The sequence below is a fragment of the Nocardia sp. NPDC056611 genome (assembly GCF_042792755.1).
Lineage (GTDB): Bacteria > Actinomycetota > Actinomycetes > Mycobacteriales > Mycobacteriaceae > Nocardia.
Window position 1 is genome coordinate 755,864 of the sequence record NZ_JBHTVV010000003.1, and the last position, 24,741, is coordinate 780,604.

Below are 24,741 nucleotides of genomic sequence, written 5' to 3' on the forward strand. Positions count from 1 at the left end.
TTCGGCTCCCGCCGGTGTTGACCGGCGGGGGCCGTTCGCTGTCCGCGGCGGTGGCGGGTCGTTCCGGCCGATCCGGCATTGCCTGCGACGCGTCGGTCCCGACCGGTAGGCTGGCAGCGTTTCGGCGTGTGTGAAGGGTTTGTCAGGGGATGTTGCGACGCGGCGAAGTCTTCGCGGGCTACGTGATCGAGCGCGAAGTGGGCCGTGGCGGAATGGGTTCGGTCTACGCGGCCCGCCACCCTCGGCTCCCGCGGCTGATCGCGCTCAAACTGCTGCACCGGGAGATGTTCGGCGACAACGAGACCCGGCAGCGCTTCGAGCGTGAGGCCGATGTGATCTCCCAGCTCGACCACCCCAACATCATCACCGTCTTCGACCGCGGCGACGAGGGTGAACAGCTGTGGATCGCCATGCAGTACGTGGACGGCGTCGACGGCGCGTCCATCGACCCCTTCGACCTGCCCCCGGACCGGGCGGTCGAGATCGTCGTGCAGACCGCGGCCGCACTGGATTACGCGCACGCGCGCGGCGTCCTGCACCGCGACGTGAAGCCCGCCAACCTGCTGCTGTCGCGCTCCGGCGGTATCGGCACCGGCTTCGCCGAACGCGTCCTGCTCAGCGACTTCGGCATCGCCCGGGTGCTCGACGACACCGCGCACCTGACCCGCACCGGCATGCTCAACGCCACCCTCGCCTACGCCTCCCCGGAGCAGCTGACCTCCGCGCCCATGGGGCCGCGCTCGGACCAGTACTCTTTGGCCTGCACACTGTTCCGGCTGCTCACCGGGCGCGGGCCCTTCGACGCGCCGAACATCGCGACCGTCATGCTCGGGCACTTGCAGTCCCCGCCGCCCCCGGCGAGCCAGTTCCGGCGCGACGTGCCCGCCGAACTCGACGCCGTGCTGCGGCGCGCGTTGTCTAAGGACCCGCGCGACCGCTACGAGACCTGCTACGAATTCGCCCGGGCCGCATGGGAGACGGTCGCCGAACCGGTGTCCCTGGTCCGGCGGCCCCGCGCGGCGGCCGCCGACCGGCTGCCCCGCGAGGACACCGTGCGCGGCTGCCTGTTCGGCGGCGCCATCGGGGACGCGCTGGGCGCGCCGATCGAAACCATGCTGCTGCGGAACATCCAGCTGCGCTACGGAAGTCAGGGCGTCACCGGTGAGGGCGGCGGCTACAAGGGCCGCATCTCCGACGAGACCCAGCTGACCCTGTTCACCATGGAGGCGCTGATCCGCAGCGCGCGCGTGCGGGCTCGTGGCAATGCCGCGGCCGTCGGCATGATCCAGGAGAACCTGCTGGTGTGGCTGCGCGGGCAGGGTCAGGCCGCGGTGCCCGAACAGCCGGTGCCGTTGCAGAGCGGGCTGACCATGTATCCGGAGTTGATGACCTACCGGGGTCCCACCCAGACCACCATCTCGGCCATGCTGCGCGCGGCCGCCCGGCAGCGGCCGGGCACGCCGCTGGGCACCCGCGACCATCCGATCAACGACTCCAAGGGCTGTGCGGCCGTGGTGCGTTCCGCGCCCTGTGGATTCACCCCGTCGCTCGAGCACGCCTTCGAATTGGCCTGCGACGCGGCGGCCCTCACCCACGGCAACCCGAGCGGCTGGCTGCCGGCGGGCACCTTCGCGGCCACCGTGTATGGGCTGGGCCGGGGACTGGACGTGCGGACCGCGGTGGAACAGGCCCGCGCGCAGCTGGTCCGGAACCGGAACCACGAGGAGACCTCCGAGGCGCTCGACGCGGCCGTGCGGCTGGCCGACACCGTCGCCTTCCGGGGGCGGCCCATGCCCGCGCCCGGACTGCTGGAACGACTGGGCAGCGGAGTCATCGGCTCCGAGGCGCTCGCGCTGGCCGTGTGCGCGGCGGTGTGCGCCGAGAACGTCGGCGGCACACCGGAAGAGATCTTCCGCAACGGCGTGCTGCTGGCGGTCAACCACTCCGGGGACAGCGATTCCACCGGGTCCATCTGCGGCGCGCTGCTCGGGGCCCGTCTGGGCGCGGACGCCATCCCGGAGGTCTGGCGGGCTCGGCTCGACGCGGCCGCCGCCATCGACCGGCTGGTCGCGGACTTCACCCGCGAAGTCCGCGAACCCACTCAGCAGCCCGGCAGTACCGTGCCCTGGTCGACGCCGTAACGGTGCCCGTGACCGGCCGGAGCGTCCAGCGCGCCCAGCAGGTCGGCGGAGGTCTGCAGGAAGCTCACCACCGGAAACCACGGCGGGACCGGAGCATCCGGCCGGGTGCCGGCGAGATCCGGTGCGCGCCACAGCAGGGACGGCGACCAGCGCACCACCGGATCGGAGGCATTGGCCAGCACCGCCGCCCGCCCGTGCCGCACCTGGCCGCCCGGCGGACCCGCCCAGAGCGCGCCGCAGGTACGGCGGTCCAGGTCGGCGTCATCGGTGAACACCGCGCTGCCGCCCAGCGCGCCCAGGCTCTGCCCGTAGATGTAGAGCTTCGGCGGGTCCGGCAGTGTCGAGATCCGTTGTTCGACAGCCCGGAACAGGGCCCGCGCCGACTCCTCGGCGGCATCGCGCCCGAAGACGAAGGTGACCCAGCTGGGCGCGTCCGAGTACTGCAATCCGACCAGCGCCACATCCCCGCCGAACCGCGCGTCCAGTCCCTTGGCGGCATCGCTGTCGATCCACCCGGACCCGGTCGGCACGGTCACCACCAGATTCCGCCGTTCGAACCCGCCCGTCCGCTCCAGCTCCCGCACCGCCAGCGCCACCCGCGCCTCCAGCCCCGCCGCCGAGTTCAACCCGACGTACACCCGCACCGCCCGCGCCGGCGTCCCCGCCACGAACCGCCGTCCCTGCGCCCCCAGCGACGGCCAGCTCGCCATCGACACCGGACTCCCCGACCGGGTCGGTGAATCCGGTTGCACCAGCGCCGGATCCACGAACGAATCCGCCGCCGCGTACGCCGCCCGCCGCCACTCCACCACACTCGGCACCACCATCAGCTGCGCCGCCACCCCCAGCGCCACCCCCGCCGCGATACTCCGCGCCCGCCCCAATCGGCGCACCACCCACCGCACCCCGTGCGCCAGACCCACCACCACCGCCACGATCGGCACCGTCCACGCCAGCCACTGCACCCAGTACCCCGGCCCGATACCCCCGACCCCCATGGCATTCCGCAGCGAGTTCTGCCAATGCTCCGCGTACCCCATCGCACCCCCGACCAGCCCCGTCCCCGCGACCGCCACCGGAACCCGCCACCGCACCAGCCGCTCCACCCCGAACCGAGTCCAGCGCAACACCAGCCGAACGATCCCCGCCACCGCCAGTCCGATCAGCACCAGCAGCGCGGTCACGATCGCCTGCGCCGACGGTGTGCGCGGCAACAACCCCGGCGCCAGCGACACCAGCGTCCCGCCCGCCACCGCCGCGCTCGTCCCGACCCGTGGCGCGTGGAACCATGTCCATCCCGATGCCCCACCGGACCGGCGCGCGGCAGCACCATTTCTCCCCGTCGGGGCGTTGCCCGGCGTGGGTCCGGTGCGATCGCCCGACTTCCGCAGCGCGACGGTCGCATCCGTACGCACCCGCTCGGGGCGCACGCGACGAGCGGCGTGCCCGGCGGGGATCACAGCGCCACCGCCGAGGCGGTACCGGCGATCGCGACGCCGCGTTCCCGCGCCGCCGTGCCACGGCGGGAGCGGGTACGGCGCACCAGAACGGTTGCCGCGGACGCCAGTCCGGCGATTCCGGCTCCGGCCGCACCGAGGGCGGCGGGCGTGGGGCCCGCGCCGGTGTGCTCGAAGAACGGCTCGTAGACGGGGCTTCCGTAGTTCTGGCGGATGGAATTCAGGTCCACGGCCGTCGCGGCGATGGTCGCCATGACCTGGCACCGGGTGCGCGATATCGCGTCCTCGCGGGCTGCGCAGGCGGTGTGCATGCGCTGTTCCAGTGCGGCGTCCACGGATCGGCGAGCCCAGGGACCCAGCGGCTGGCCGTGGGCGGCGGCGTAGCGCAGCAGGTCGTAGCCGAGGTCGTGGGATTTGCAGGCCAGGTCGAATTCGGCCGGGAGGGGGACGGGGGAGGAGCAGTCACCCTCCGGGTCGAGGAGCATGCCCGCCTCGACGACGGGGCGGTACCCGGCTGCGGCCGCGAAGTCGTCGGGGATCGCGGTGGAATTCGGTCGCGCGGCGATCGACTCCAGCAGGCTCGCTCGGGCCGACGAGCTCTCGGGCCGGCGCGGCAGGTCGGCCGCCGCGCCGGCGGACGGGGCGAACGCGACGCCGACCGTGCACACGACGGCGGCCGCCGCCGCGAGCGCGCCGTAGCGGCGGAGCCCGGCGGAGTCGTGCGACGGGAGGACGGACGAGGGGGAACGGGGCGAATTCCTGCGGGAAATCGGGAACGCTCTCATGGGGATCGACGCTAGGAATCGGCCTCCGACCGGGGCGTCAGCCTGTGGGGCGGTTGCGTCGTGGGCGGTGCGGGGGACACCCGTGCCGGTGTCGTACCGGGGTAGGGGGTGGGAGATCACTCAGGGGTATGAGGTGCCGCGCGGGCGGAGTCTCTACCGTCGATGGCATGGGTGGAAAGTTGTCAGGGCAGGCCCGGGTGGCACGGGCGCGGCAGTGGTTCGACGGATTCACGGTGCTGCTCGCGCTCATCTTCATCGCGGTGGCGTGGCCGACACTGCATCTGACCCACAAGGTGCCCGCGGCCGCGGCGCCGTTCATCGCCGGGTTCGCGGCGTTCCCGATTCTGCTGGTGCGGGTGAATCCGCCACTGGGCTGGGCGGTTTCGGCCGGGTCGGCGCTGCTGATCACGCTGGCCGTGCCGCATCAGCCGGGAAACACCATCCCCTTCCAGGTGGTGCACATTCTGGCGCTGTTCGCCCTGGTGTTCGCGGTGGCGGTGCGCGCGCCCATCCGGATCGTGGGCGTGGTGTGGCTGTCGACCTCGCTGCTGTTCGCCACCGCCATGGCCCAGACCGGCGACAGTTTCGCCGAGTCCGGTTTCGGCTGGCCGCTGGCCATCACCGGGCTGGTGGTGTTCGGTCTGCTCATCCGGTGGGTGGTGCTGTCGCGGCGGGCGCTGCTGAAGTCGGAGGAGGAGACCGAGCTGGAGCGGGCCCGGCGCGCGATCCTGGAGGAGAAGGCGCGCATCGCCCGCGACCTGCACGACGTGGTGGCCCACCACATGTCGATGGTGGTGGTGCAGGCGCAGACCGCGCCGTACCGGATCGACGGGCTCTCGGCCGAGGCCCGCGCCGAATTCGAATCCATCGGGACGGGTGCGCGGGCCGCGCTCAACGAGATTCGCGGCATGCTGGGCGTGCTGCGCAGCGACGGGCAGCTGCCCGAGCACGCGCCGCAGCCCTCCGCCGCCGACCTGCCGGGCCTGCTGGAGGGCGCGCAACGGGCCGGGGTGCCGCTCACCTGGACCGTCGACGGCGAGCTCGGCGCGGTGCCGGAGACCACCGGACTGGCGCTGTACCGGATCGTGCAGGAGTCGCTGGCCAATGCCTCGCGGCACGCGCCGGGCGCGGCGGTGCGGGTGCGCATCGCCTGCACGCACGAGCTCACGCTGACCGTCGGCAATGATCGCCCGATCGCGGTGCGCACCGGCGACCACTCCGCCGCGGCGGGCTCCGGTATCGCGGGCATGCAGACCCGCGCGGCGGCGGTCGGGGGCGTGCTCACCGCCGGACCCCGGTCCGACGGCGGCTTCGACGTCCACGCCCGGCTGCCCTTGAACGCCCTCACGCCCGTCACGCTGTAAACCCGGTCCCTACCCGGCCGGGGTGCGAAGTTGTCTTCGTGACGGCCGTTCCGCCCCCGGCATGGCAAACTCGGTTGCGTGCGTGAGGTGGGACTGTGGCGATAACCGTGTTGATCGCCGACGACCAGGCGATGGTGCGGCAGGGGTTCGGGGCCTTGCTGGCCGCGCAGCCCGACATCAGCGTGATCGGTGACGCTCCGGACGGGAAAACCGCTGTGGCCGAAGCGAAACGGCTGCGGCCGGACGTGGTGCTCATGGACGTGCGCATGCCCGAGATGAACGGGCTCGACGCGGCCAAGTCGATTCTCGACGCCGGATTCGACCCGCCGGTGCGGGTGCTCATGCTGACCACCTTCGACATCGACGACTACGTGTACGAGGCGCTCGGCATCGGCGCCAGCGGCTTCCTGCTCAAGGACGCGCCCGCCGAGGAACTGGTGCGCGCCGTGCGAGTGGTGGCCGCCGGGGACGCGCTGCTCGCGCCCACCGTGACGCGCCGGCTCATCGCCGACGTCACCAGCCGCCGGACCCGGCGCGCGCCCGCCCCGCAGCTGTCGGTGCTCACCCCGCGCGAGCGGGAGGTGCTGGAACTGGTGGCGCGCGGCATGTCCAATGCCGAGATCGCCGAAAGCCTGTTCGTGGCGGAACAAACCGTGAAGACGCACGTGTCGAAGGTGTTCACCAAACTGAACCTGCGCGATCGGGCGCAGGCGGTGGTGCTGGCCTACGAATCCGGACTGGTGACCCCCGGCTGACCTGCCCCGACAGCGTTTCGGCGGGTAGGCTCACGGATTTGTACGTCACCGGAAGGGGGTCGTGGACAGTGCTGAATGGCGGTGACGTGTTCGCCGGGTTCACCATCGAACGACTGCTCGGTCAGGGCGGGATGGGCTCGGTGTATCTGGCCCGGCATCCGCGCCTGGGCAAGCTGACGGCACTGAAGCTGCTGAACCGGGAACTGTACGCGGACACCGAGATCCGCGCCCGCTTCGAGCGCGAGGCGGATCTGGTCGCGCGGCTGGACCACCCCAATATCGTGGAGGTGTACGACCGCGGCACCGAGAACGAGATGCTGTGGATCTCCATGCAGTACGTGGACGGGGTCGACGCCGCGGGCGTGAACGTGGCCACGCTGCCCCCGGAGCGCGCGGTGCAGGTGATCGAGGGCGTCGCCGACGCCCTGGACTACGCGCACGGGATGGGCGTCCTGCACCGGGATGTGAAGCCCGCCAACATCATTCTGGCCCGCGCCGTCGCCGGCCACGGTGAACGCGTCTTCCTCACCGACTTCGGCATCGCCCGCCTGCGGGAGGACTCCACCCACCTCACCCAGGCCGGGATGTTCACCGCCACTCTGGCCTACGCCTCGCCCGAACAGATGACCGGCGCCCACCTCGACCCCACCACCGACCAGTACTCCCTGGCCTGCGCCCTGTACTGGCTCCTGATCGGGGCGGGCCCCTTCGATTCCCCGCACCCCGGCGAACTGATCCGCGGCCACCTCCAGCTCCTCCCGCCCCCGGTCAGCCTCCGCCGCCCCGGCCTCTCCCCGGCCATGGACGCCGTTCTCACCAAAGCCATGGCCAAACGCCCCGCCGACCGCTTCCCCACCTGCACCGACTTCGCCAAGGCCGCCCGCCGAGCCCTCTCCGGCCCCCCGGCCCAGCACCCCGCCTACCCCAACCCGCCCGCCCCCCAACCGAACTACGCCCAGCCCTACCCCGCTCCGCCGTACCAGGCCCCGCCCGCCGCCTACCCGCCCCCGGCGGTCCCCCCGAACCCACAGCCCTACCCCGACCCACAGCCCTACCCCGCGCCGCCCGCCGCCGCCCAGCCTCCGGTCGCACCGAACTACCCGGCATCCCAGCAACCGGCCGCGGCGCCCAATTACCCCGCGCCGCAAGCGCAGTCCGGCCAGCCCGTCTTGCCTCCGCCGGTAGGGCCCGCCTATCCGGTGCCGCCGCCGTCCCCGGCCGTGCCCTCCGCGTATCCCGCGCCGGTCCAACCGGCCGCCGGGACACCGGTCCCCCCGGCGGCACACGAGGCTGACCGGGTCGGTTCCGGCCCGACCGTTCGCCCGCACCCCCAGGCGCCGGAGCCCGCTGCCGCCGGTCCTTCCCTGCCACCGCAATCGGCGCCCGCCGGTACACCGCCTTTCCTCGGGTACACGCCGCAGGTCCCGGGGCAGCCGGAGACGCAGGTTCAGGGCCCATCCCAGCCAGGCGGCGCCGGTTACCCAGCGGCGCAGCAAGTCCCGGGTGGGCCGCAGACTCCTGCGGTGGCCGTGCGGCCCGCCGTGGTGGCCGACCAGGTCGGGTCGGCGCCGAGGTATCGGCCGCAGCCGTCGGGGGATGAGGTATGGCAGCGGCCGACCGATGTCGTTGCGCAACCGGTGGTTTCGGCGACGCCTTCCGACGCGGAGGTCGAGAAGGCGGTGCATGGGGCGGAGTCGGCTGGGGGCGTTGCCGCCGATTCGGCGTCGGAATCCTCTGTCTCGACGGATCTCGAGGCGGTGGTGGCGGATTCGCCGACCGGCGCGGTGGACGGTTCCGGATCGACGGGTGGCGACGCGGCGACGCACACTGGTGATTCGGTCGGCGCCGAGGCCGAGGACACGCCCGAGGCGGTAACCGGCGGCGGGGACGAGGCGGGCGGGATGTCGCGGCATCCGGATTCGGGGGCGTTTGTACCCGCGGGTGCGGACCCCTCCGCCGGTGGCGCGGTGCGGGCCGCGCCTGCGACGGAGTTCGTTGTGGCCGAGCCGGCTTCGAGTGGTGCCGGCGAGATGGCGGCGTCCGGGCAGGTGGGGATGCCGGGGCATCAGGGGTACGGGCCGCCACCGTTCGGGGTGGGGCCGGTGCGGCCGGCGGTGATTCCGGCGGCCGGGCAGCGGGTGGGAGCCTCGCAGGCCACCGCGTTGGTGGTGCTGGGGCTCGCCGTGTTGGCGCTGGTGCTGCTGGTGGCCGTGACCGTCGTGGTGGTGTCGGGCTAGGCGGCCGGGCCGGTTCAGGGGCGGGGATATCGGGCGCGGTCGCCGAGGACCATTTGCCCTTTGTCGACGAGGATTTGGCGGGCTCGGCGGCGGACCAGGCAGTTGTCCACGGTGCAGAACTTGTGGATCTGCATGGCTTGATGGGCCTGGGGCAGGCCCAGGTCGCCGGGGTCCATTGTGCAGTCGAACAGATACATCATGGGTGTCCACCGGGGCAGCGCAGGGGGCTGAACAGTTCGCGGTCCGGCGCTGGCGCTCGGTATGCGGCGCTGGTGCGCCGGGCCCACACAAGCCTACCGAGATTCCTTGCGCGCCACGCCGCAATCGGGTCCTTGTCGCACCCGATCTCGGAGGTCGGCACGGGAGGGATTTGGGTGCGCCCGGCTCGGGGACGAGTGGGTCCAGAGATATCAGGGCTCCGGTTCTCACCGGGCGCGACTCAAGTCCAGCACCGTTTCGGCGAACCGACAATCACTGCCCGCCCGCGGTGGGAAACTTTCCGAAAGCTCCAGGTCGGCATTCATATCGCGTGGGAGCATCATTCGCAGTGACCGAAAACAGCCTTCGTGGGGGAGGATTCGATGTCCGATCATGGTTCGACTTTGCCGCGCCGGCAGCTGGGGAGGTACCTGCGGGAAGGCCGGATGCAGTGCAATATGACGATTGCCGAGGCCGCCGCCCTGATGGAGTGGAGCGAGTCCAGACTGCAACGTCTGGAAACCGGAAATGCCGAGAAGATCCGGGTTCTCGATGTCCGCGAATTGTGTCGGATCTACGACTTCGACGACGAATTCTGTTCGGCCCTGACCGGCCTCGCGCAACAGACCAGCGTCAAGTCGTGGTGGCACGAGTACGACGATCTGATACCCGAGGGTTTCAATATGTATGTGGGCCTGGAGGCTTCGGCCCGCGGCCTCATCTCCTACCAGCCGGAGATCATTCCCGGCCTGTTGCAGACCGCCGAGTACGCGCGGGTGCTGATCAATGATTACTGGCCGGATGCTGAGAGTGACCAACTGGACCGCCGGGTGCAGTTGAAGACCCGTCGTCAAAGCCTCTTGACGCGCAAGCGAAGTCCCGCGCATTTCGATGTGGTGGTGCACGAAACCGCACTACGTCGCGTTGTCGGCGATTCGCGCGTCATGGCGGGGCAGCTGCGGCGGCTGGCCGACATGTCGACTCTGCCGACGATCGCTGTTCGTGTACTACCCTTCTCGGCGGGGGTGCCGATCGGCCATACCGTGGGCCCGTTCGTGATCCTGGATTTCGGCCATGACGCGGGCAATCGGCCCGTCGAACCCACGGTCGTCTACCTGGAGAACTTTCTCGGCGATCTCTACCTGGAGAAACAGGCCGCGGTCGACCGCTACCGCGAGGCCTACCAAGCGATTCGGCGCGCCGCGCTGGACGAGACGACGAGCAGAGACCTCCTGCGGAGGGCGGCGAAGGAGTACGCGACGTGACCGTCGAACCCGGCGTCCGGTGGTTCAAGAGCGCCCGCAGCACCGGGGCCAAGGAGTGCGTAGAGATCGCGTTCCTGGCCGGCGGTGTCGGGGTGCGGGACAGCAAGAATCCCGGTGGTCCGGCGCTGGTTTTCCCGCCGGCGGATTGGGATCGTTTCACCACCGCGGTGGCCGCGGGGCGGTTCGACCACTGAGGTCGTGCGCGGGCTGCGTCGTCCGTGTTCAGGCGGCGCGTGCGGCGGCGCGGGCGGAGTTGAGGGTGATCGCGGCGGCGTTCCAGATGGCGTAACCGCTGACCGCGTAGGGGACCCAGGTGGGGTGGTGGATGGCGAGCAGCACGATGGTGGCCACGGCCAACGCGACCGCGCGGACCACGATGCCGTTGTGCAGCAGGGAGCGCAGCACCCGCGCGTCGATCGGGTTGGAGGACTTGACGCCGTTCATGAGTGTCGACCTTAGGTATCCGCGTGCGGCCCCCGAGGGAGCCGATCACGCCATGAATGGGACAAATTATGCGGCGGGCCAGTCGTTTTCGGTCTCGCCGACCTTGTTGACGTAGTTGGTCAGGGTCTGTAGGGCGACCAGGGCCACGATTTCGAGCACCTGCTCCTGGGTCCAGCCGGCGGCCAGCGCCTGGGCCGGATCGGCCTTGCCGCGGCTCTCGGTCAGCTCGCGCGCGAAGGCCACGGCCGCGGCCTCCTTCGTGTCCGCCGAGGTGCCCTGCTTGGCGGCCTCGATCTCCTCGGCGCTGAGCTTGGCGACCCGCTTGCCGGTGAAGGTGTGCGCGGCGACGCAGTAGCCGCAGTCGTTGGCCGCGCCGACGGTGAGCGCGATGCGCTCCGAGGTCGGGGCGGGCAGCGTGCCCTTCTTCAGCGCGCCGGCCAACCCGAGGTAACCCTCCAGTACCACGGGCGCGTTCGCCATCACCTTGGTCATGTTCGGCACCCGGCCCATGCGCTTGCGGACCTCGTCCAACAGCGGTGCCTGCTCGATCGGAGTGATCATGACGTCCTCGACTTTCTAACGGAAGATCGTGCTTTCACACGTTAGAACATCATGGCTTCGGAAATCAATACCCGTTAGAATCGAGTCATGGTCGATCCCTTGGCACTTCGTTTGGCGAACACCATCCGCGCCACCAGCCGCGGTCTGACGGACGCCTTCGGCACCCGTGAATCCACCCGGGAATGGCTGGTCGCCCATGCCGCCGACGTCGGCGTGTACGTAGACCTCGAGGCCTGGCTGCCGACCGAGGACGACCGCGCCGCCCTGGTGGACCTGCGCCAGCAGGTGCGCGCGCTGTTCGCGGAATACGTTGCGCCGCATCCGCCCAGCTCCGCCGACGCCACCGTGCTGCCGCCCTTTCCCGAGTCGCTGGCCGCGATCAACCACGCCGCCGCCCCCGCGCTGCGGCTGCTCGAGTGGGACAGCGAGGGGCAGCGTCTCGAATACCGGCTGCTCACGAAGACCGAACTCGACACGGTCAAGGCCGGATTGGCCGATGCCGTCATCGAGTTCTTCGGGGGACCGCAGGCCGAGCAGATCCGGGTCTGCCCCGCCCCGCGCTGCGTGCGGTACTTCGTGAAATCCCATCCGCGTCAGGAGTGGTGCTCGGTGGCCTGCGGCAATCGCGCCCGCGCGGCCCGCCACTACGCCCAGCACCGCGACGACTGAGCCCACTACCGTCCCGGACGCCCTCCGTCCCGGGCTCGACCAGCGTCGCCTACTCGATCTCCGGACCGTGCCTTCCCGAGACGCGAAACGGCCCTCGCACCAACGGGTGCGAGGGCCGTCTCTCACGCTCGATGAGAGCTGTTCCGGCTCAGCCGAAGAAGGCGGCGGCCTCCCGATACCGGTCCTGCGGCACCAGCTTCAGCTGTTTGGTGGCCTCCGAGAGCGGCACCAGCGCGATCTCGGTGCCGTGCAATGCCACCATCTGCCCGAATTGCCCGGCGTGCACGGCTTCCGCCGCGTGCACGCCGAACCGCGTGGCCAGCACCCGGTCGTACGGCGTCGGCGTGCCGCCGCGCTGCACGTGCCCGAGCACGGTGACCCGGACCTCCTTGCCGATGCGCCGCTCGATCTCCGGCGCCAGCTGCTGGGCGACCCCGGTGAACCGGACGTGCCCGAATTCGTCGATCCCGCCGTCGCGCAGCGTCATGGACTCCGGATCGGGGTGGGCGCCCTCGGCGACCACGCAGATGAAGTGCGAATCCCCGCGCTGGAAGCGCCGTTTCACCATGGCGCAGACCTCGTCCACGTCGAACGGCACCTCGGGCACCAGGGTGAGGTGGGCGCCGGCGGCGATGCCGGAGTTGATGGCGATCCAGCCCGCGTGCCGCCCCATCACCTCGACGAGCATGACGCGCTGGTGGGATTCGGCGGTGGTGTGCAGCCGGTCGATGGCCTCGGTGGCGATGGCGACCGCGGTGTCGTGGCCGAAGGTGGTGTCGGTGCAGTCGATGTCATTGTCGATGGTCTTGGGCACGCCCACCACGGGCACGCCCTCGTCGGCCAGCCAGGAGGCGGCCGTGAGGGTGCCCTCGCCGCCGATGGGGATGAGTGCGTCGATGCCGTTGTCGTCGAGGGTCTGCTTGATGCGGGGGAGTCCGGCGCGCAGCACATCAGGATTGGTGCGCGCGGTGCCGAGCATGGTGCCGCCCTTGGTGAGCAGCCGGTCGGTGCGGTCGTTGTTGAGGATCTGGATCTTGCGATCCTCGAGTAGCCCGCGCCAGCCGTCCTGGAAGCCCACGATGGCATCCCCCCAGCGGCCGTTCGCGGTGCGAACGACAGCACGGATGACGGCATTCAGGCCGGGGCAGTCTCCGCCTCCGGTCAAGACTCCGATGCGCATGGACCCCATCTTGCCCTGAGGTCGATGGTTCGTGGGCTGCACCCCCGTGAACCGCCGGTTACGGTTCGCGGCGGTTCGTCCCGGCCACTAGCCCGCCGCGCAGACGCCGCCGCGGAGCTCGTCGAGGTGCTTGCCGATGAGGGTGGCGACCTTGGTGAGAATGACGGTGCCGTCGTCGAAGGAGCCCGAATTGGGCTGGGTGGCAATCGCGATGGCGATCTGCCCGCCGGCGGTGGGAATCAGGCCCAGCTGCCTGACCAGGTAGTTCCCGCCGGTGTCGGGACCCCAGCCGCCCTTGAACTCGGCCCCGTCCAGAGTGCCCAGGCCCCAGCGCTGACCGGAGCTGACCTTGCTCATCAACGAGGTGACCGCGTCGGATTCGGGCAGGCAGGGCAGTTTGGCCGCGAATTTGACCTGATTGGCCAGTGACCAGTCGGCTTGTCCGAAGGCCGAGTAGTCGGATCGGGTGCGGGTGGCGGGCACCGTGGTGTCGGTGTCGCCACCCTCGCGTAGCACGTCCTGGACGGTCTGGGCGGCGATGTCGGGGGAGCCCAGCGCCTGCCAGAGGGTGTCGGCCGCGCTGTTGTCGGAGTACTCGATGGCATTGATCGCGGCCGTCTGGTTGGACGAGCTCTTGCGCAGTGCGGCCAGGGTGAGCGGCACCTTCATGGTCGACCAGCCCGGTCCCGAGCTCCAATCGCCCAGCGCCACCGTGCGATCGCTGCCCACCGGGGTGATGGCCAGCCCCACCTTGCCCGACAGCGACGGCTTCAGCTCGTTGACGAAATCCCAGGCCAGCGTGCCCGGCAGCGCGACCACGGTGGCGGGGACGGTGGCCCCGGGCGTCGCGACGGTGCTCGTTTTGTCCGGTACCAGTACGGGTTTACTGCTGCAGGCCGTCACAGCGCCGAGCAGCAACACCAGGGCGCCGCGACCGGCGGTCCGGGCGAGCCGCCGCCGTCCGCGTGAAATCGGTGCGTGCACCCGTGAACCTCCATCTGCCCCGGCGTCCGGCGCGTTCCCTGTTCCTAGCGGACGCACCGGAACCCCGTCAATCTCAGGGATTGTCACGGTCCCGGACGACGGGGGTCAAATGCCGTGGGTATGGGTGGTTTTCGGTGGGCGCGCGGCCGAAAAGGGCCAGTGCGAGCGCAAACGGGTCAGCGCGAGCAGAGTCCGCCGTGCAGGTCGGGCAAGTGGTCGCCGACCAGCAGCGCCAGTTTGTCCATCATGTCGGTGGCGTCATCGAAACTGCCCGAGTCGGGTTCGGCCGCCAGCGCCACCGCCACCGGTCCGTTCAGCGTCGGGACGAGGCCGAACTGGCGGACGGTGTATTTGCCGGTGTCGTCGTCGGGACCCCAGCCGCCCTTGAATTCCGCGCCGATCAGCCGGCCCAGGCCCCAGCTCTGGCTGGGGGTGATCTCACTCATCAGCGAGACAACGGAATTGGCGCGCGGCAGGCAGGGCAGCCGGGAGGCGAAGTGCACCTGGTCGGCCAGCGACCAGTCGGTCGCGCCGAACGCGAGCAGATCGTCGGATTCCAGCGCGGCCAGCTTGGTGTGGCGGGCGGCGACATCGGTGGCGACATCGCCGGCCTCGCGCAGGATGGACTCGACCGCCTCGGCGGCCTCGCTGCCGGTGCCCAGCGAGTTCCACAGCGTCTGCGCCGCATCGTTGTCGGAGAAGGTGATGGCGGCCTCGGCGGTGGAGCGCATGCCGGTGGGATCGTGGCGCAGTGCGGCCAGGGCCAGCGGCACCTTGATGGTGGACCAGGCGATGCCGGTGGTCCAGTCGCCCAGCTGGGTCATGTCGCCGCCGCCGACCGGCATCACCGCGAGGCCGATCCGGCCCTCCAGTCCGGCCTTCAGCTCGGCGAAATCCGCCGCGAACGCAAGGGTTTTCGGCAAACCGAACAGTTCGGGCAATTCGGGCGCGATCAGGGGCGGGGACTGCAGCTTCGAGCTGTCCCCGACCGGCTTGATCTCATCCGCCTGCGCCGAAGGATGGTGCACCGCACCGACATTCACACCACACCCGGACACGGCCAGGACAGCCGCCACCGCCAGCCCGCGCACAAAACCCTTGCAACAGGCCGGGATCGGATCAGTAGACATACACCACCGCGTTCTCGCCACCAGCGCAGGTCACCAATTTGCCTGCGGCCGTGCAATTCATCGTGTAAGACCGGCCCGTCACCGGACTCACTGCCACCACAGTAACCGGCGACCCCGGCCGGCCAGTAGCCGTATCGGCATAAGACCGGCGCACCGCCTCCGCGAAAGGACAGGACGTGACCGTGTTCCCGATCGCGGAATTGGCGAAGCCGCCCAGCGCCGCATACGTCGGTGGACACGGCGTAGCACCCGCCGGCAGCTGGACCGCGTTGGATGTCGTGGTGGGCGCGACCGGGCTCGTCTGCTGCGAGCGCGGGGGCGTGGTTCCCGGAACACCCTGTGCTGCCGTCGTTATGGGTGTTTCGTTGCCGGAACGGTCGAGGACTTGCCAGCCGATCGCACCGGCGATCGCGGCCAGCGCCACCACCAGCACGGCGATCGACACCGGCGCCGCCACCGACCTCTTGCGCCGCCGCCCCGGCTCCCGCGGCTCGGGCTGCACGATGGCGTGCTCGGAGGTCGGATACAGCGAGGGATCCGGCGCCGGCGCGTACGGGAAGTCCCGCTGTTGCGCCTGCGCGTGACCCCACACCGCCCGTTGCTGGGCATCCGGCGGCAGCGGCGTGTAGTGGAAGTCGCTGACCCGCACCCGGGTCGGGTCCGAGGGCGTGATGATCGGCAGATCGCTCGACGGCGAGGGATCCTCGGCCGCCGGGAAGGAGCCGGTGATGTACGCCGGGATCGACGTGGTGTTCGGGCGGCTGGGATTGGGCTGCCGCACAGTCGGATCGGTATTGCGGGCGGGCGGCGGGGTGCCGCCCGGCAGCATGGTCGTCGCCGGCCCGGCCGGGCCGCCGGTCGGCAGCACGGTGGTCGGGGGCGCGCCCACGGGCGGGCCGGGCGGCACGGTCCGCCCGGGCCGCGGCGGCTGACCCGGCGCGCCCGGGCCGCCGGGGCCCGGCAGGTTCGGGGGCAGGCCCTGACCGGCCAGCGCCGCGCGGGCGGCCCGCGCGAATTCGCCCGCGGTGTAGAAGCGGTCGTTCGGGTCCTTGGCGAGCGCCTTGCCGATCACCGCGTCCAGGGCGGGCGGAATCCCGCCGCGCAGCATGCTGGTCAGCGGCGGCGCCTCGGACAGGTGCGCGCGGATCAGCACGCTCATATTGTCGGCCGGGAACGGTTTGCCGCCGGTGAGGCATTCGTGCAGCACGCAGCCCAGCGAGTAGATGTCGGCGCGGCCGGAGACCGGGCCCGCGTCGAACCGCTCGGGGGCCATGTAGGCGTAGGAGCCCACGGCCGTGCCGGTCATGGTGATGGTGGAGTCGCCTTCGGCGCGCGCGATGCCGAAGTCCGCGAGATAGGCGAAATCCGCATCGGTGACCAGGATGTTGGCGGGTTTCACGTCACGGTGCACCAGCCCCGAGTAGTGCGCGGCGTCCAGCGCGGCCGCCACCTGCTCGATGATCCCGATGACCCGCAGCGGCGGCAGCGCCCCCGAACCGTCCAGCAGCGAGCGCAGATCGCGGCCGCGCACCAGCCGCATGTCGATGTAGAGGACGCCGTCGATCTCGCCCCAGTCGTGGATGGGGATGATGTGCGGCTCCGCCAGCCGGGCCGCCGCCTGCGACTCGCGCCGGAAACGCTCCTGGTAGGAGGGATCTTTGGCGAGCTCGGCGGGCAGCAGCTTGAGAGCGACGACCCGATCCTTGGACGTGTCGTAGGCCTCGTAGACCTCGCCCATGCCGCCCTTGCCGAGCAGCGAGCGCAACTCGTACGGCCCGAACCTGCTCCCGGCCCGCGATGGCGCATCCACCCCGTCAAACCTCCACACTCTTGGGAGGGAAGCAGACGAGGACCCGCGACCCACCCCTCTAAGAGGTGGATTCTCCCGGTGCGACTACGCCGTGGTCAAACGCAAAGACGATGGCAGCGGAGCGGTCGCGTAACCCAAGCTTCCCGAAGATATGTCCCACGTGGCTCTTCACCGTTACTTCGGAGATGCCGAGCGCGGTCGCGATCTCCGCGTTGACCCGGCCTCTGCCGATGAGTCCGAGCACCTCGAGCTCGCGAACCGTGAGCTCGGACAGGCGATTGCCGGCGGGCGCCGGGGTGGGACGCGCCGAACGGTAGGTGTTCAGGACACGCGGGGTGACGGTCGGGTCCAGCCACGAGCCGCCGCCCGCGACCGTGCGCACCGCGCGGATCAGATCCTCGGCGGGGGAGTCCTTGAGCAGGAACCCGGCCGCGCCCGCGCGCAGCGCGCCGGACAGCAGCTGGTCGTCGTCGAAGGTGGTCAGCACCAGTACCGGGGGCGCGTCGGGGGCGGCGCGCAGGGTGCGGGTGGCCTCGATGCCGCCGATCCGCTTCATCCGTAGGTCCATCAGGACCAGGTCGGGGCGGTGGGCGGCGACCGCGGCGGGCACCTCGTCCCCGTCGGAGCATTCGCTCACCAGGAAACCGTCTCGGCGGCGCAGGATCCGGCGCAGTCCGCCCCGAACCAGTTCCTGGTCGTCGACGACGAGGACGCCGATCAGTTCCTCGTCCGAGCGGTCGGTCACACACCCTCCTGGGCGGTCTTGCGGAACAGCGGTTGCAGCAGCGACTGCAGGTGGTCGTCGGCGGCGGTGAAGCCGCAGGGCACGGTCCCGGTCAGCGGGATGTGCGCGAACACCCGCCAGCCGTCGTCGTCGGGTCCCGCGGTGAGCCGCCCGGCCAGCGGTGCGACCCGCTGCCGCATACCGGAGATCCCCATGCCGTTCCCGGCCCGCGAGGTCGCCCCGGCCGCCAGCGTATTGGTCACGGTGACCTCGATGTACTTGGGGTGCAACTGGATTCGCAGCCGCGCCCGCTCGCCGGGGGCATGCTTGGCGACATTGGCCAGCGACTCCTGGCAGATCCGGTACATGGCCAGCCCCACCCCGGCGGTCACCGCGGACCGGTCGCCCTCGAGGCGATAGTCGACCGTCACCCCGGCGCGCACGAAGTCCGATACCAGCTCGTCGATGTCGTCGAGATCCGGCTCCGGCGCGAGGGTGGCGGGCCGGTCGCCGAGCAGGCCGACCGTGCGCCGGATATCGGCCATGGCCTGACGGCCCAGCCGTTCGGCGTCGGAGAGCGCGTCGATCGCCTCGTCCACGTCTCGATCGGTCTGCAGGGCGTGCCGGGCGGCCGTCACGTGCAGCAGCGTGATGCTCAGCGAATGCGCGATCACGTCGTGCACCTCGCGGGCGATGCGGCGGCGCTCCTCGTCGGCCGCCGCCTGCGCGCGAATGTCCTGGTAATCGCGCTCCTGGTACAGGTAGCGACGCTGATAGTTGAGCAGCTGGCCGGTGAACCAGGCGAACAGGATGCCCAGAGCGAACCAGGTGAATCCCTCGATGTGCCCGATCGATTCGAAGAACATGAGCTCGGCGAACATGACCAGGGCCACCGGCACGCTCACCGCCGGGCCGGTGATGGCCGCGATCTCCCCGGCGATGATGATCAGGACCAGCGGCGCGACGTCCAGCGGGACCGGCTGGGTCAGGAACAGCGCGGCGGCGGCCACGGTCAGCGTGGCGAGCAGCACGGGCCGCGGCTTGAAGTCCAGGATGATGCACGGCGGACCGGTCACGCAGATCAGCATCAGCGCGACCACCGCGACGACGCCGGGGAAGTACCCGGCCACCACTCGCTGCACGAAGGCCACGGTGGCGACCGTGCACATCATGGAATCCACCAGGATGGCCATCGACGCGGGGTAGTCGAACCCCGTCGACTCCACCCAGCGCTGATAGTCGGCGAACGGATTGCGTACGAATCGCCGGAACCCCACGCCGACGCGGCGCAGTCCCTCCAGCAACTCCTGCCCCAGGGCGGCGGGGGTGGCGCTGGTCACGTTCATTCTGCAAGGCTATCCGTCGAATCAGACGGCGTACATCGTCCGGCGGCAGGGGTCCGTCTCCTACCGGGGTAGGAGGTCAAGTCGCGTCCGCGGCACGAAGACAGGAGCCGCGGGCCGCTCGTAGTTTTGGGACAACAGCCGACACGTCCGCCACCAGCGGGCGTTCAACGAGAGGTTGGCGTCATGTCCTGGGCAGATTTTCACGCTCGCACCGACATTCTGCACACCGTCCTGGACCGGGCGGCGCGCCGCGACTTCGCACGGAATCCCGTGGACCCCACGCTCTTCCACGACCTACCGGACCTGGACCGGCTCTTCGGCGGACCCGACGGCGTACTGCTGGCGCTGCGGAACCGGTGGGAGAACCACCTGACCGTGAAGCTCGAGAACGCAATGGAGAAAGGCATTCTGGCGCAGGAGGCGTACGCCGAACTCTGCGCCGAGCAGCCCGCGCTGCGCGCCCTGCTCGATGCCTACGACACCGATCACCTGTACTACCGCCGTCCACGCCTGCGCGCGCTGGCCGGCTGACCGCACCACACCGATGGCACTGATCTTCGAGGGGTAGACCATGCTGGAATTGACCGACGTCACCAAGGAATACCGGGTGGGTGAGCAGGCCGTACGCGCCCTGGACGGCGTCAGCCTGCGGATCGGGGCGGGGGAGTTCACCGCGATCATCGGGCCCTCCGGCTCCGGCAAGAGCACCATGCTGCACCTGCTCGGCGCGCTGGACTCGCCGGACTCCGGGTCGATTCGCTTCCAGGACAAGGAGATCGGCGACCTGGACGACGACGCGCAGTCCGAATTCCGTAGGCACCGGGTCGGTTTCATCTTCCAGTTCTTCAACCTGCTGCCCACCCTCACCGCGTGGGAGAACGTCGCCATCCCGAAACTGCTGGACGGCACCGGCCTGCGCAAGGCCAAGCCGCGCGCCCTCGAACTGCTCGACCTGGTCGGACTCGGCGAACGCGCCGGCCACCGGCCCGCGGAGCTGTCCGGCGGGCAGATGCAGCGCGTGGCGGTGGCGCGGGCGCTGATCATGGACCCGCCGCTCATCCTCGCCGACGAGCCCACCGGCAACCTGGACTCCAAGACCGGGGCCTCGATCCTGCAACTGCTGGCCGACATCACCGAGGCGGGGAACTCGGTGGTCATGGTCACCCACGACATGGGGGCGGTGCGGTACTGCGATCGGGTGATCAACCTGCGCGACGGGCGGATCGGGTCCATCGACCGGGTCGAGCGGGGCGATGACGGGGAGGTTCGGACGGTTCCCGAGACCGACGCGTCCGAACCCGCCGGCAGCGGTGCCGAACCCGCCGTCAACGGTGCCGAGGCCGCCGCGCAGGGTGCTGCCGCCAACGGTGCCGGGGCGGTGCGCGCATGATCCGCGCCGCCTGGGACCGCCTGAAGCTGTTCAATATCGGTGAGCTGCTCGCCCATCGGGCCCGCACCATCATGGCCATGGTGGTGATGGGAGTCTCCGCCGGACTGCTGGTCTCGGTCTTCAGCATCTCCGGCTCCATCACCGGCTCGGTGGACAAACTCACCCACAGCCTCGGCGGCAAGGCCGCGCTCGAGGTCAGCGGCATCACCGACGCGGGCTTCGATCAGTCACTGCTGCAACAGATCCGGACCGTGCCCGGCGTCGAGACCGCCGCGCCGATGCTGCGGCAGTCCATCGGGGCCGACGACGACCGGGCGCTGCTGATCGGCGTCGACCAGTCCATCGCCCAGCTGGGCAGCGATCTCGGCGGGACGCTGAAAGACCAGGCGGGCAAGCTGCTCACGGTGCCCAACGGCGTGCTGGTCGGCGCCGCCATGGGGCACGGCGAGGGGGAGCGGTTCCAGCTCGGCACGGTGACCGCCACGGTCGCGGGCGTCATCGACGACGCCACCGCCGCGAAACTCAACGGCGGTCACATCGTGTTCGCGCTGCTGCCGGTGGCGCAGAAGATCACCGGCCGGGCCGGGCACATCGACTCGGTGCAGATCGTGCCCGCCCCGAACACCGATGCGGGACAGTTGCGTTCGGACCTGACCACGGCGGTCGCGGGCCGGGCCGTGGTCGCCGATCCGGACCTGCGCACCGCGCAGGCGGGCGGCGCCATCATGCTGGTGCGCTTCTCCACCCTCGCCTCCTCGGCGGCGGCGCTGATCGTGTCGACCTTCCTCATCTACAACGCCATGAGCATGGCGGTCGCGCAACGCCGTCCGACGCTGTCGCTGCTGCGGGCCATGGGCGGCAAACGCGGGCCCATGGTGCGCGACCTGCTCACCGAGGCCGCACTGCTCGGCCTGGTGGGCGGCCTGGTCGGCGCGGTCATCGGAATCTTCATGGGCCGCACCGCGATCCATCAGCTGCCCGCGGCGATCGTGAACTCGGTGGAGTCGCGCACCGAGTACGAGGTGCCCGGGTACGCGGTGCCGGTGGCGATCGCGGCCTGCGTGCTGGCCAGCGTCGCGGCCGCGGCCCTGGCGGCGCGGCAGGTGTACAAGGTCGCGCCCATCGAGGCGCTGGCCCCGGTCGGCGTCGGCACGGCCGACCAGGTGAGCCCGATGCTGCGCTGGTCCGCGGCCGCCCTCGGCCTGGTCATGGTGGGCGGCGGCATCGCGGTGGCCGAGCTGGATCTGGGCCGCTACTCGATCGGCGCGATCTCGCTGTCGATCGCCGGATCGGTGGTGCTGTGCTTCGCCGCCACCGGGCCCATCGTGCGCGCTGTCGCCGCGGTCGCCGGACTCTTCGGCGCGCCGGGAGCCTTGGGCGCCACCACCATCGAACGCGCGCCACGCCGGGTGTGGGCCACCGTCATGACGGTCATGATCGGCATCACCGCCATCGTCGCCATGGGCAATGCCAGCCGCAATATGGTCAGCGCCGCCACCGACAGCTTCGAGGGCCTGGGCCGCACCGACGTGTTCGTCAGCCCGACCGCCATGGAGCAGTTCCCCACCGGGCCGCTGCTGCCCGCCGACCTGAAGGCCAGGCTGGCCGCCATCCCCGGCGTCGGCGGAGTCGGCTCGGCGCAAATGGCTTTCGCGACCCTGGGCCGCGGCCGCGTCATGCTGCAGGGCTATGAGGACGGCGTCGCACGCACCTCCGCGCTGGACTCGGTGAGCAAGACCGAGCAGGCGCGCATGGCCGCCGGCGAGGGCATCGTCATCTCCCGCGACGTGGCCCGCTCCCTCGGCGTGGAGGAAGGCTCCGAACTCACCCTGCCCACCCCGTCCGGCGAACACCGGGTGCGGGTGCTGCGGGTGGTGCCGTACTTCTCCGCCATCGCCGGGGTGGTCGTGCTCGACCTCGACATCATGCGGCAGTGGTACCAGCGGCCCGGCGAGACCATCATCGGCATCGACTTCGCGCCCGGCGCGGACCCCGCCGCGGTGATGGCCGCCGTCCGCGCCGCCGTGCCCGCCGACATCCACGTCAGCACCGGACGGCAAGCGGTGGACGCGATCTCGTCGAGCGTCCAGCAGGGCACCGCGATCAGCGCCGCCATCCTCTGGATCGTGGTCCTGGTCGCCACCATCGCCCTGCTCAACACCCTCATGCTGTCGGTGCTGGAACGCCGCCGCGAACTGGGCGTGCTGCGGGCCATGGGCACCAGCCGCCGCTTCCTGCTGCGGACCGTGCTCACCGAGGCCGCGGGCATCGGATTGACGGGCGCGGCCCTGGGGCTGGCGATCGGGTCGGGCGTGCACTATCTGGCGACCGTCGCGCTCGGGCACGCCATCGCCATGGACATCGCCTATCGTCCCAGCCCACTGCTGGTGGCGTACGCGATCATCGCGCTCGGACTGGCCCTGCTCGGGGCGATTCCGCCCGCCCTGCGCGCCGCCCGGATGCCCATCGTGGAGGCCATCGCCGTGGACTGATCGGCGGGTAAATAGGATGGAGCGCATGAGCGCAGCGACCGTGGACTTGATGGACTACTCCGATGTCATCGACCGGTACGACCCGGTGCTCGGCATGGAGGTACACGTCGAGCTGGGCACCGCGACCAAGATGTTCTGCGGCTGCCCGACCGAATTCGGCGCCGAGCCCAACACCCAGGTGTGCCCCGTGTGCCTGGGCCTGCCGGGCTCGCTGCCGGTGGTGAACGAGAAGGCCGTCGAGTCCGCGATCCGCATCGGGCTCGCGCTGAACTGCTCCATCACCCCGTGGGGGCGGTTCGCGCGCAAGAACTACTTCTACCCGGACCAGCCGAAGAACTACCAGATCAGCCAGTACGACGAGCCGATCGCGCAGAACGGCTACCTCGACGTGGTCCTCGATGACGGCACGGTCTTCCGGGTCGACATCGAGCGCGCCCATATGGAGGAGGACACCGGCAAGTCGCTGCACGTCGGTGGCGCCACCGGCCGCATTCACGGCGCCTCGCACTCGCTGCTCGACTACAACCGCGCGGGCGTGCCGCTCATCGAGATCGTCACCAAGCCCATCGAGGGCGCGGGCGAGCGGGCGCCCGAGGTGGCGCGCGCGTACGTGACCGCGCTGCGCGAGGTGCTCAAGTCCCTCGAGGTCTCCGACGTGAAGATGGAGCAGGGCTCGATGCGTTGCGACGTCAACGTGTCGCTGATGCCCAAGGGCGCCACGGAATTCGGCACCCGCACCGAGACCAAGAACGTGAACTCGCTCAAGAGCGTCGAGGTCGCGGTGCGTTTCGAGATGCGTCGCCAGGCCGTGGTGCTGTCCTCGGGCGGCGAGATCCTGATGGAGACCCGCCACTTCCACGAGACCGACGGCACCACCTCGTCCGGCCGCATCAAGGAGACCGCCGAGGACTACCGCTACTTCCCCGAGCCCGACCTCGAGCCCATCGCGCCCGACGCCGCCTGGGTCGAGGAACTGCGCGGCACCATCCCCGAGTACCCGTGGCTGCGCCGCGCCCGCATCCAGTCCGACTGGGGCCTGTCCGACGAGGTGTTCCGCGACCTGGTCAACGCCGGCGCGCTCGACCTGATCATCGCGACCGTCGACGCGGGCGCCTCGGTCGATGCCGCCCGCTCCTGGTGGGTCGCCTACCTCACCGAAAAGGCCAAGGAGAGCCAGGTTTCGCTCGAGGACCTGCCCATCACCCCCAAGCAGGTCGCCGAGGTGGCCGGGCTGGTCGAGGCCAAGACCATCAACAACAAGGTCGCCAAGCAGGTCGTCGACTTCGTCCTCGCCGGCGAGGGCGAGCCCGCCCAGATCGTCGAGACCAAGGGCCTGGGCATGGTCTCCGACGACTCCGCCCTGCAGTCCGAGGTCGAGAAGGCCCTGGCCGCCAACCCCGACATCGCCGAGAAGATCCGCTCCGGCAAGGTCCAGGCTGCCGGCAAGGTCGTCGGCGACGTCATGAAGGCCACCCGCGGCCAGGCCGACGCCGCCCGAGTCCGCGAACTCGTCCTCGCCGCTTGCGGAGTCGAGGGCTGACCAGCCCCGACACCGACCCGGCGGCGCGCGGCTGACTCGCGCGCGACGGAGGACCTCACCTACCGGACTCTCGTCATCGGGGCGCGTGGCTGAACTCGTGCGCCACGGGCGGACCTCACCCACTGGACTCTCGTCATCGGGGCGCGTGGCTGAACTCGTGCGCCACGGGCGGACCTCACCCACTGGACTCTCGTCATCGGGGCGGGGGGGCCCCCCCCCGCGCCCCCCCCCCGTTTTTAGTAAAATAGAGTTTAACCCACAAACCTGGA

Annotated in this window: 22 protein-coding genes; 11 read left to right on the top strand and 11 right to left on the bottom strand. The window is 70.6% G+C overall.

Going from position 1 to position 24,741, the window contains the following annotated elements; genetic code table 11:
• Nucleotides 1-149: 149 nt before the first annotated feature.
• Nucleotides 150-2,141, top strand: a complete 1,992-nt coding sequence (locus ACFRAQ_RS19985) for an ADP-ribosylglycohydrolase family protein (RefSeq protein WP_379101593.1) — start codon at nt 150-152, stop codon at nt 2,139-2,141.
• On the opposite strand, the gene ACFRAQ_RS19990 is transcribed toward ACFRAQ_RS19985, so the two are convergent.
• Together ACFRAQ_RS19990 and ACFRAQ_RS19995 are read right to left on the bottom strand one after the other, a co-directional pair.
• The gene (locus tag ACFRAQ_RS19990; protein WP_379101595.1) at nt 2,102-3,394 is read right to left on the bottom strand and encodes an alpha/beta-hydrolase family protein; all 1,293 of its coding nucleotides are present in this window, start codon (nt 3,392-3,394) and stop codon (nt 2,102-2,104) included. The genes ACFRAQ_RS19985 and ACFRAQ_RS19990 overlap by 40 nt on opposite strands.
• Nucleotides 3,395-3,597: 203 nt before the next feature.
• On the bottom strand, nt 3,598-4,383 hold the full coding sequence (locus ACFRAQ_RS19995; RefSeq protein ID WP_379101599.1) for a hypothetical protein: 786 nt from the start codon (nt 4,381-4,383) through the stop codon (nt 3,598-3,600).
• 167 nt (nt 4,384-4,550) lie between these two features.
• Here ACFRAQ_RS19995 and ACFRAQ_RS20000 point away from each other — a divergent pair, with 167 nt between their 5' ends.
• The 3 genes from ACFRAQ_RS20000 (at nt 4,551) to ACFRAQ_RS20010 (ending at nt 8,739) form a co-directional block, all read left to right on the top strand.
• Nucleotides 4,551-5,747, top strand: a complete 1,197-nt coding sequence (locus ACFRAQ_RS20000; RefSeq protein WP_379101602.1) for a sensor histidine kinase — start codon at nt 4,551-4,553, stop codon at nt 5,745-5,747.
• A 95-nt stretch (nt 5,748-5,842) separates the two neighbouring features.
• Nucleotides 5,843-6,502, top strand: coding sequence for a response regulator (locus tag ACFRAQ_RS20005; protein WP_379101604.1), 660 nt, complete (start codon nt 5,843-5,845; stop codon nt 6,500-6,502).
• 68 nt (nt 6,503-6,570) lie between these two features.
• The gene (locus ACFRAQ_RS20010; protein WP_379101606.1) at nt 6,571-8,739 is read left to right on the top strand and encodes a protein kinase; all 2,169 of its coding nucleotides are present in this window, start codon (nt 6,571-6,573) and stop codon (nt 8,737-8,739) included.
• A 14-nt stretch (nt 8,740-8,753) separates the two neighbouring features.
• Here ACFRAQ_RS20010 and ACFRAQ_RS20015 read toward each other — a convergent pair whose 3' ends face one another.
• Nucleotides 8,754-8,939 (bottom strand): hypothetical protein, encoded by a 186-nt coding sequence (locus ACFRAQ_RS20015; protein WP_379101608.1) that lies wholly within the window; start codon nt 8,937-8,939, stop codon nt 8,754-8,756.
• A gap of 381 nt (nt 8,940-9,320) precedes the next feature.
• Here ACFRAQ_RS20015 and ACFRAQ_RS20020 point away from each other — a divergent pair, with 381 nt between their 5' ends.
• Both ACFRAQ_RS20020 and ACFRAQ_RS20025 read left to right on the top strand, forming a co-directional pair.
• Nucleotides 9,321-10,202, top strand: a complete 882-nt coding sequence (locus tag ACFRAQ_RS20020) for a helix-turn-helix domain-containing protein (protein WP_379101610.1) — start codon at nt 9,321-9,323, stop codon at nt 10,200-10,202.
• Nucleotides 10,199-10,396 (top strand): DUF397 domain-containing protein, encoded by a 198-nt coding sequence (locus ACFRAQ_RS20025; protein ID WP_357096120.1) that lies wholly within the window; start codon nt 10,199-10,201, stop codon nt 10,394-10,396. Before ACFRAQ_RS20020 ends, ACFRAQ_RS20025 begins: the two co-directional genes overlap by 4 nt.
• 28 nt (nt 10,397-10,424) lie before the next feature.
• Here the strand turns inward: ACFRAQ_RS20025 and ACFRAQ_RS20030 are convergent, their stop codons facing one another.
• Nucleotides 10,425-10,646 carry a hypothetical protein gene (locus tag ACFRAQ_RS20030; RefSeq protein WP_379101612.1) on the bottom strand — a complete coding sequence of 74 codons (222 nt, stop codon included), beginning with the start codon at nt 10,644-10,646 and terminating at the stop codon, nt 10,425-10,427.
• Nucleotides 10,647-10,712: 66 nt separating this feature from the next.
• Complete coding sequence (locus tag ACFRAQ_RS20035; RefSeq protein ID WP_379101614.1) at nt 10,713-11,207, bottom strand: carboxymuconolactone decarboxylase family protein; 495 nt, start codon at nt 11,205-11,207, stop codon at nt 10,713-10,715.
• An 87-nt stretch (nt 11,208-11,294) separates the two neighbouring features.
• Here ACFRAQ_RS20035 and ACFRAQ_RS20040 point away from each other — a divergent pair, with 87 nt between their 5' ends.
• On the top strand, nt 11,295-11,876 hold the full coding sequence (locus tag ACFRAQ_RS20040) for a CGNR zinc finger domain-containing protein (RefSeq protein WP_379101617.1): 582 nt from the start codon (nt 11,295-11,297) through the stop codon (nt 11,874-11,876).
• A 148-nt stretch (nt 11,877-12,024) separates the two neighbouring features.
• Here the strand turns inward: ACFRAQ_RS20040 and ACFRAQ_RS20045 are convergent, their stop codons facing one another.
• The 6 genes from ACFRAQ_RS20045 to ACFRAQ_RS20070 form a co-directional block, all read right to left on the bottom strand.
• Complete coding sequence (locus tag ACFRAQ_RS20045; RefSeq protein WP_357279305.1) at nt 12,025-13,056, bottom strand: ATP-dependent 6-phosphofructokinase; 1,032 nt, start codon at nt 13,054-13,056, stop codon at nt 12,025-12,027.
• An 87-nt stretch (nt 13,057-13,143) separates the two neighbouring features.
• Nucleotides 13,144-14,040 (bottom strand): hypothetical protein, encoded by an 897-nt coding sequence (locus ACFRAQ_RS20050; protein ID WP_379101619.1) that lies wholly within the window; start codon nt 14,038-14,040, stop codon nt 13,144-13,146.
• A 176-nt stretch (nt 14,041-14,216) separates the two neighbouring features.
• Nucleotides 14,217-15,170: a hypothetical protein gene (locus ACFRAQ_RS20055; RefSeq protein WP_379101621.1), complete on the bottom strand. Its 954-nt coding sequence runs from the start codon at nt 15,168-15,170 to the stop codon at nt 14,217-14,219.
• Nucleotides 15,160-16,980 carry a protein kinase gene (locus ACFRAQ_RS20060; RefSeq protein ID WP_379101624.1) on the bottom strand — a complete coding sequence of 607 codons (1,821 nt, stop codon included), beginning with the start codon at nt 16,978-16,980 and terminating at the stop codon, nt 15,160-15,162. Before ACFRAQ_RS20060 ends, ACFRAQ_RS20055 begins: the two co-directional genes overlap by 11 nt.
• Before the next feature lie 58 nt (nt 16,981-17,038).
• Nucleotides 17,039-17,725: a response regulator gene (locus tag ACFRAQ_RS20065; protein WP_379101626.1), complete on the bottom strand. Its 687-nt coding sequence runs from the start codon at nt 17,723-17,725 to the stop codon at nt 17,039-17,041.
• Complete coding sequence (locus tag ACFRAQ_RS20070; protein WP_379101628.1) at nt 17,722-19,050, bottom strand: sensor histidine kinase; 1,329 nt, start codon at nt 19,048-19,050, stop codon at nt 17,722-17,724. Before ACFRAQ_RS20070 ends, ACFRAQ_RS20065 begins: the two co-directional genes overlap by 4 nt.
• Before the next feature lie 183 nt (nt 19,051-19,233).
• Between ACFRAQ_RS20070 and ACFRAQ_RS20075 the strand changes: the two genes are divergently transcribed.
• From ACFRAQ_RS20075 to gatB, 4 genes are read left to right on the top strand one after another with little or no spacing between them, the layout of a single operon-like run.
• Nucleotides 19,234-19,581: a hypothetical protein gene (locus tag ACFRAQ_RS20075; RefSeq protein ID WP_379101630.1), complete on the top strand. Its 348-nt coding sequence runs from the start codon at nt 19,234-19,236 to the stop codon at nt 19,579-19,581.
• Nucleotides 19,582-19,621: 40 nt separating this feature from the next.
• Nucleotides 19,622-20,440, top strand: a complete 819-nt coding sequence (locus tag ACFRAQ_RS20080) for an ABC transporter ATP-binding protein (protein WP_379101632.1) — start codon at nt 19,622-19,624, stop codon at nt 20,438-20,440.
• Nucleotides 20,437-22,932: an FtsX-like permease family protein gene (locus ACFRAQ_RS20085; protein ID WP_379101634.1), complete on the top strand. Its 2,496-nt coding sequence runs from the start codon at nt 20,437-20,439 to the stop codon at nt 22,930-22,932. The genes ACFRAQ_RS20080 and ACFRAQ_RS20085 overlap by 4 nt, the downstream gene beginning before the upstream one ends.
• Nucleotides 22,933-22,957: 25 nt before the next feature.
• Nucleotides 22,958-24,472 (top strand): Asp-tRNA(Asn)/Glu-tRNA(Gln) amidotransferase subunit GatB, encoded by a 1,515-nt coding sequence (gatB, locus tag ACFRAQ_RS20090; RefSeq protein ID WP_379101636.1) that lies wholly within the window; start codon nt 22,958-22,960, stop codon nt 24,470-24,472.
• Nucleotides 24,473-24,741: the final 269 nt, after the last annotated feature.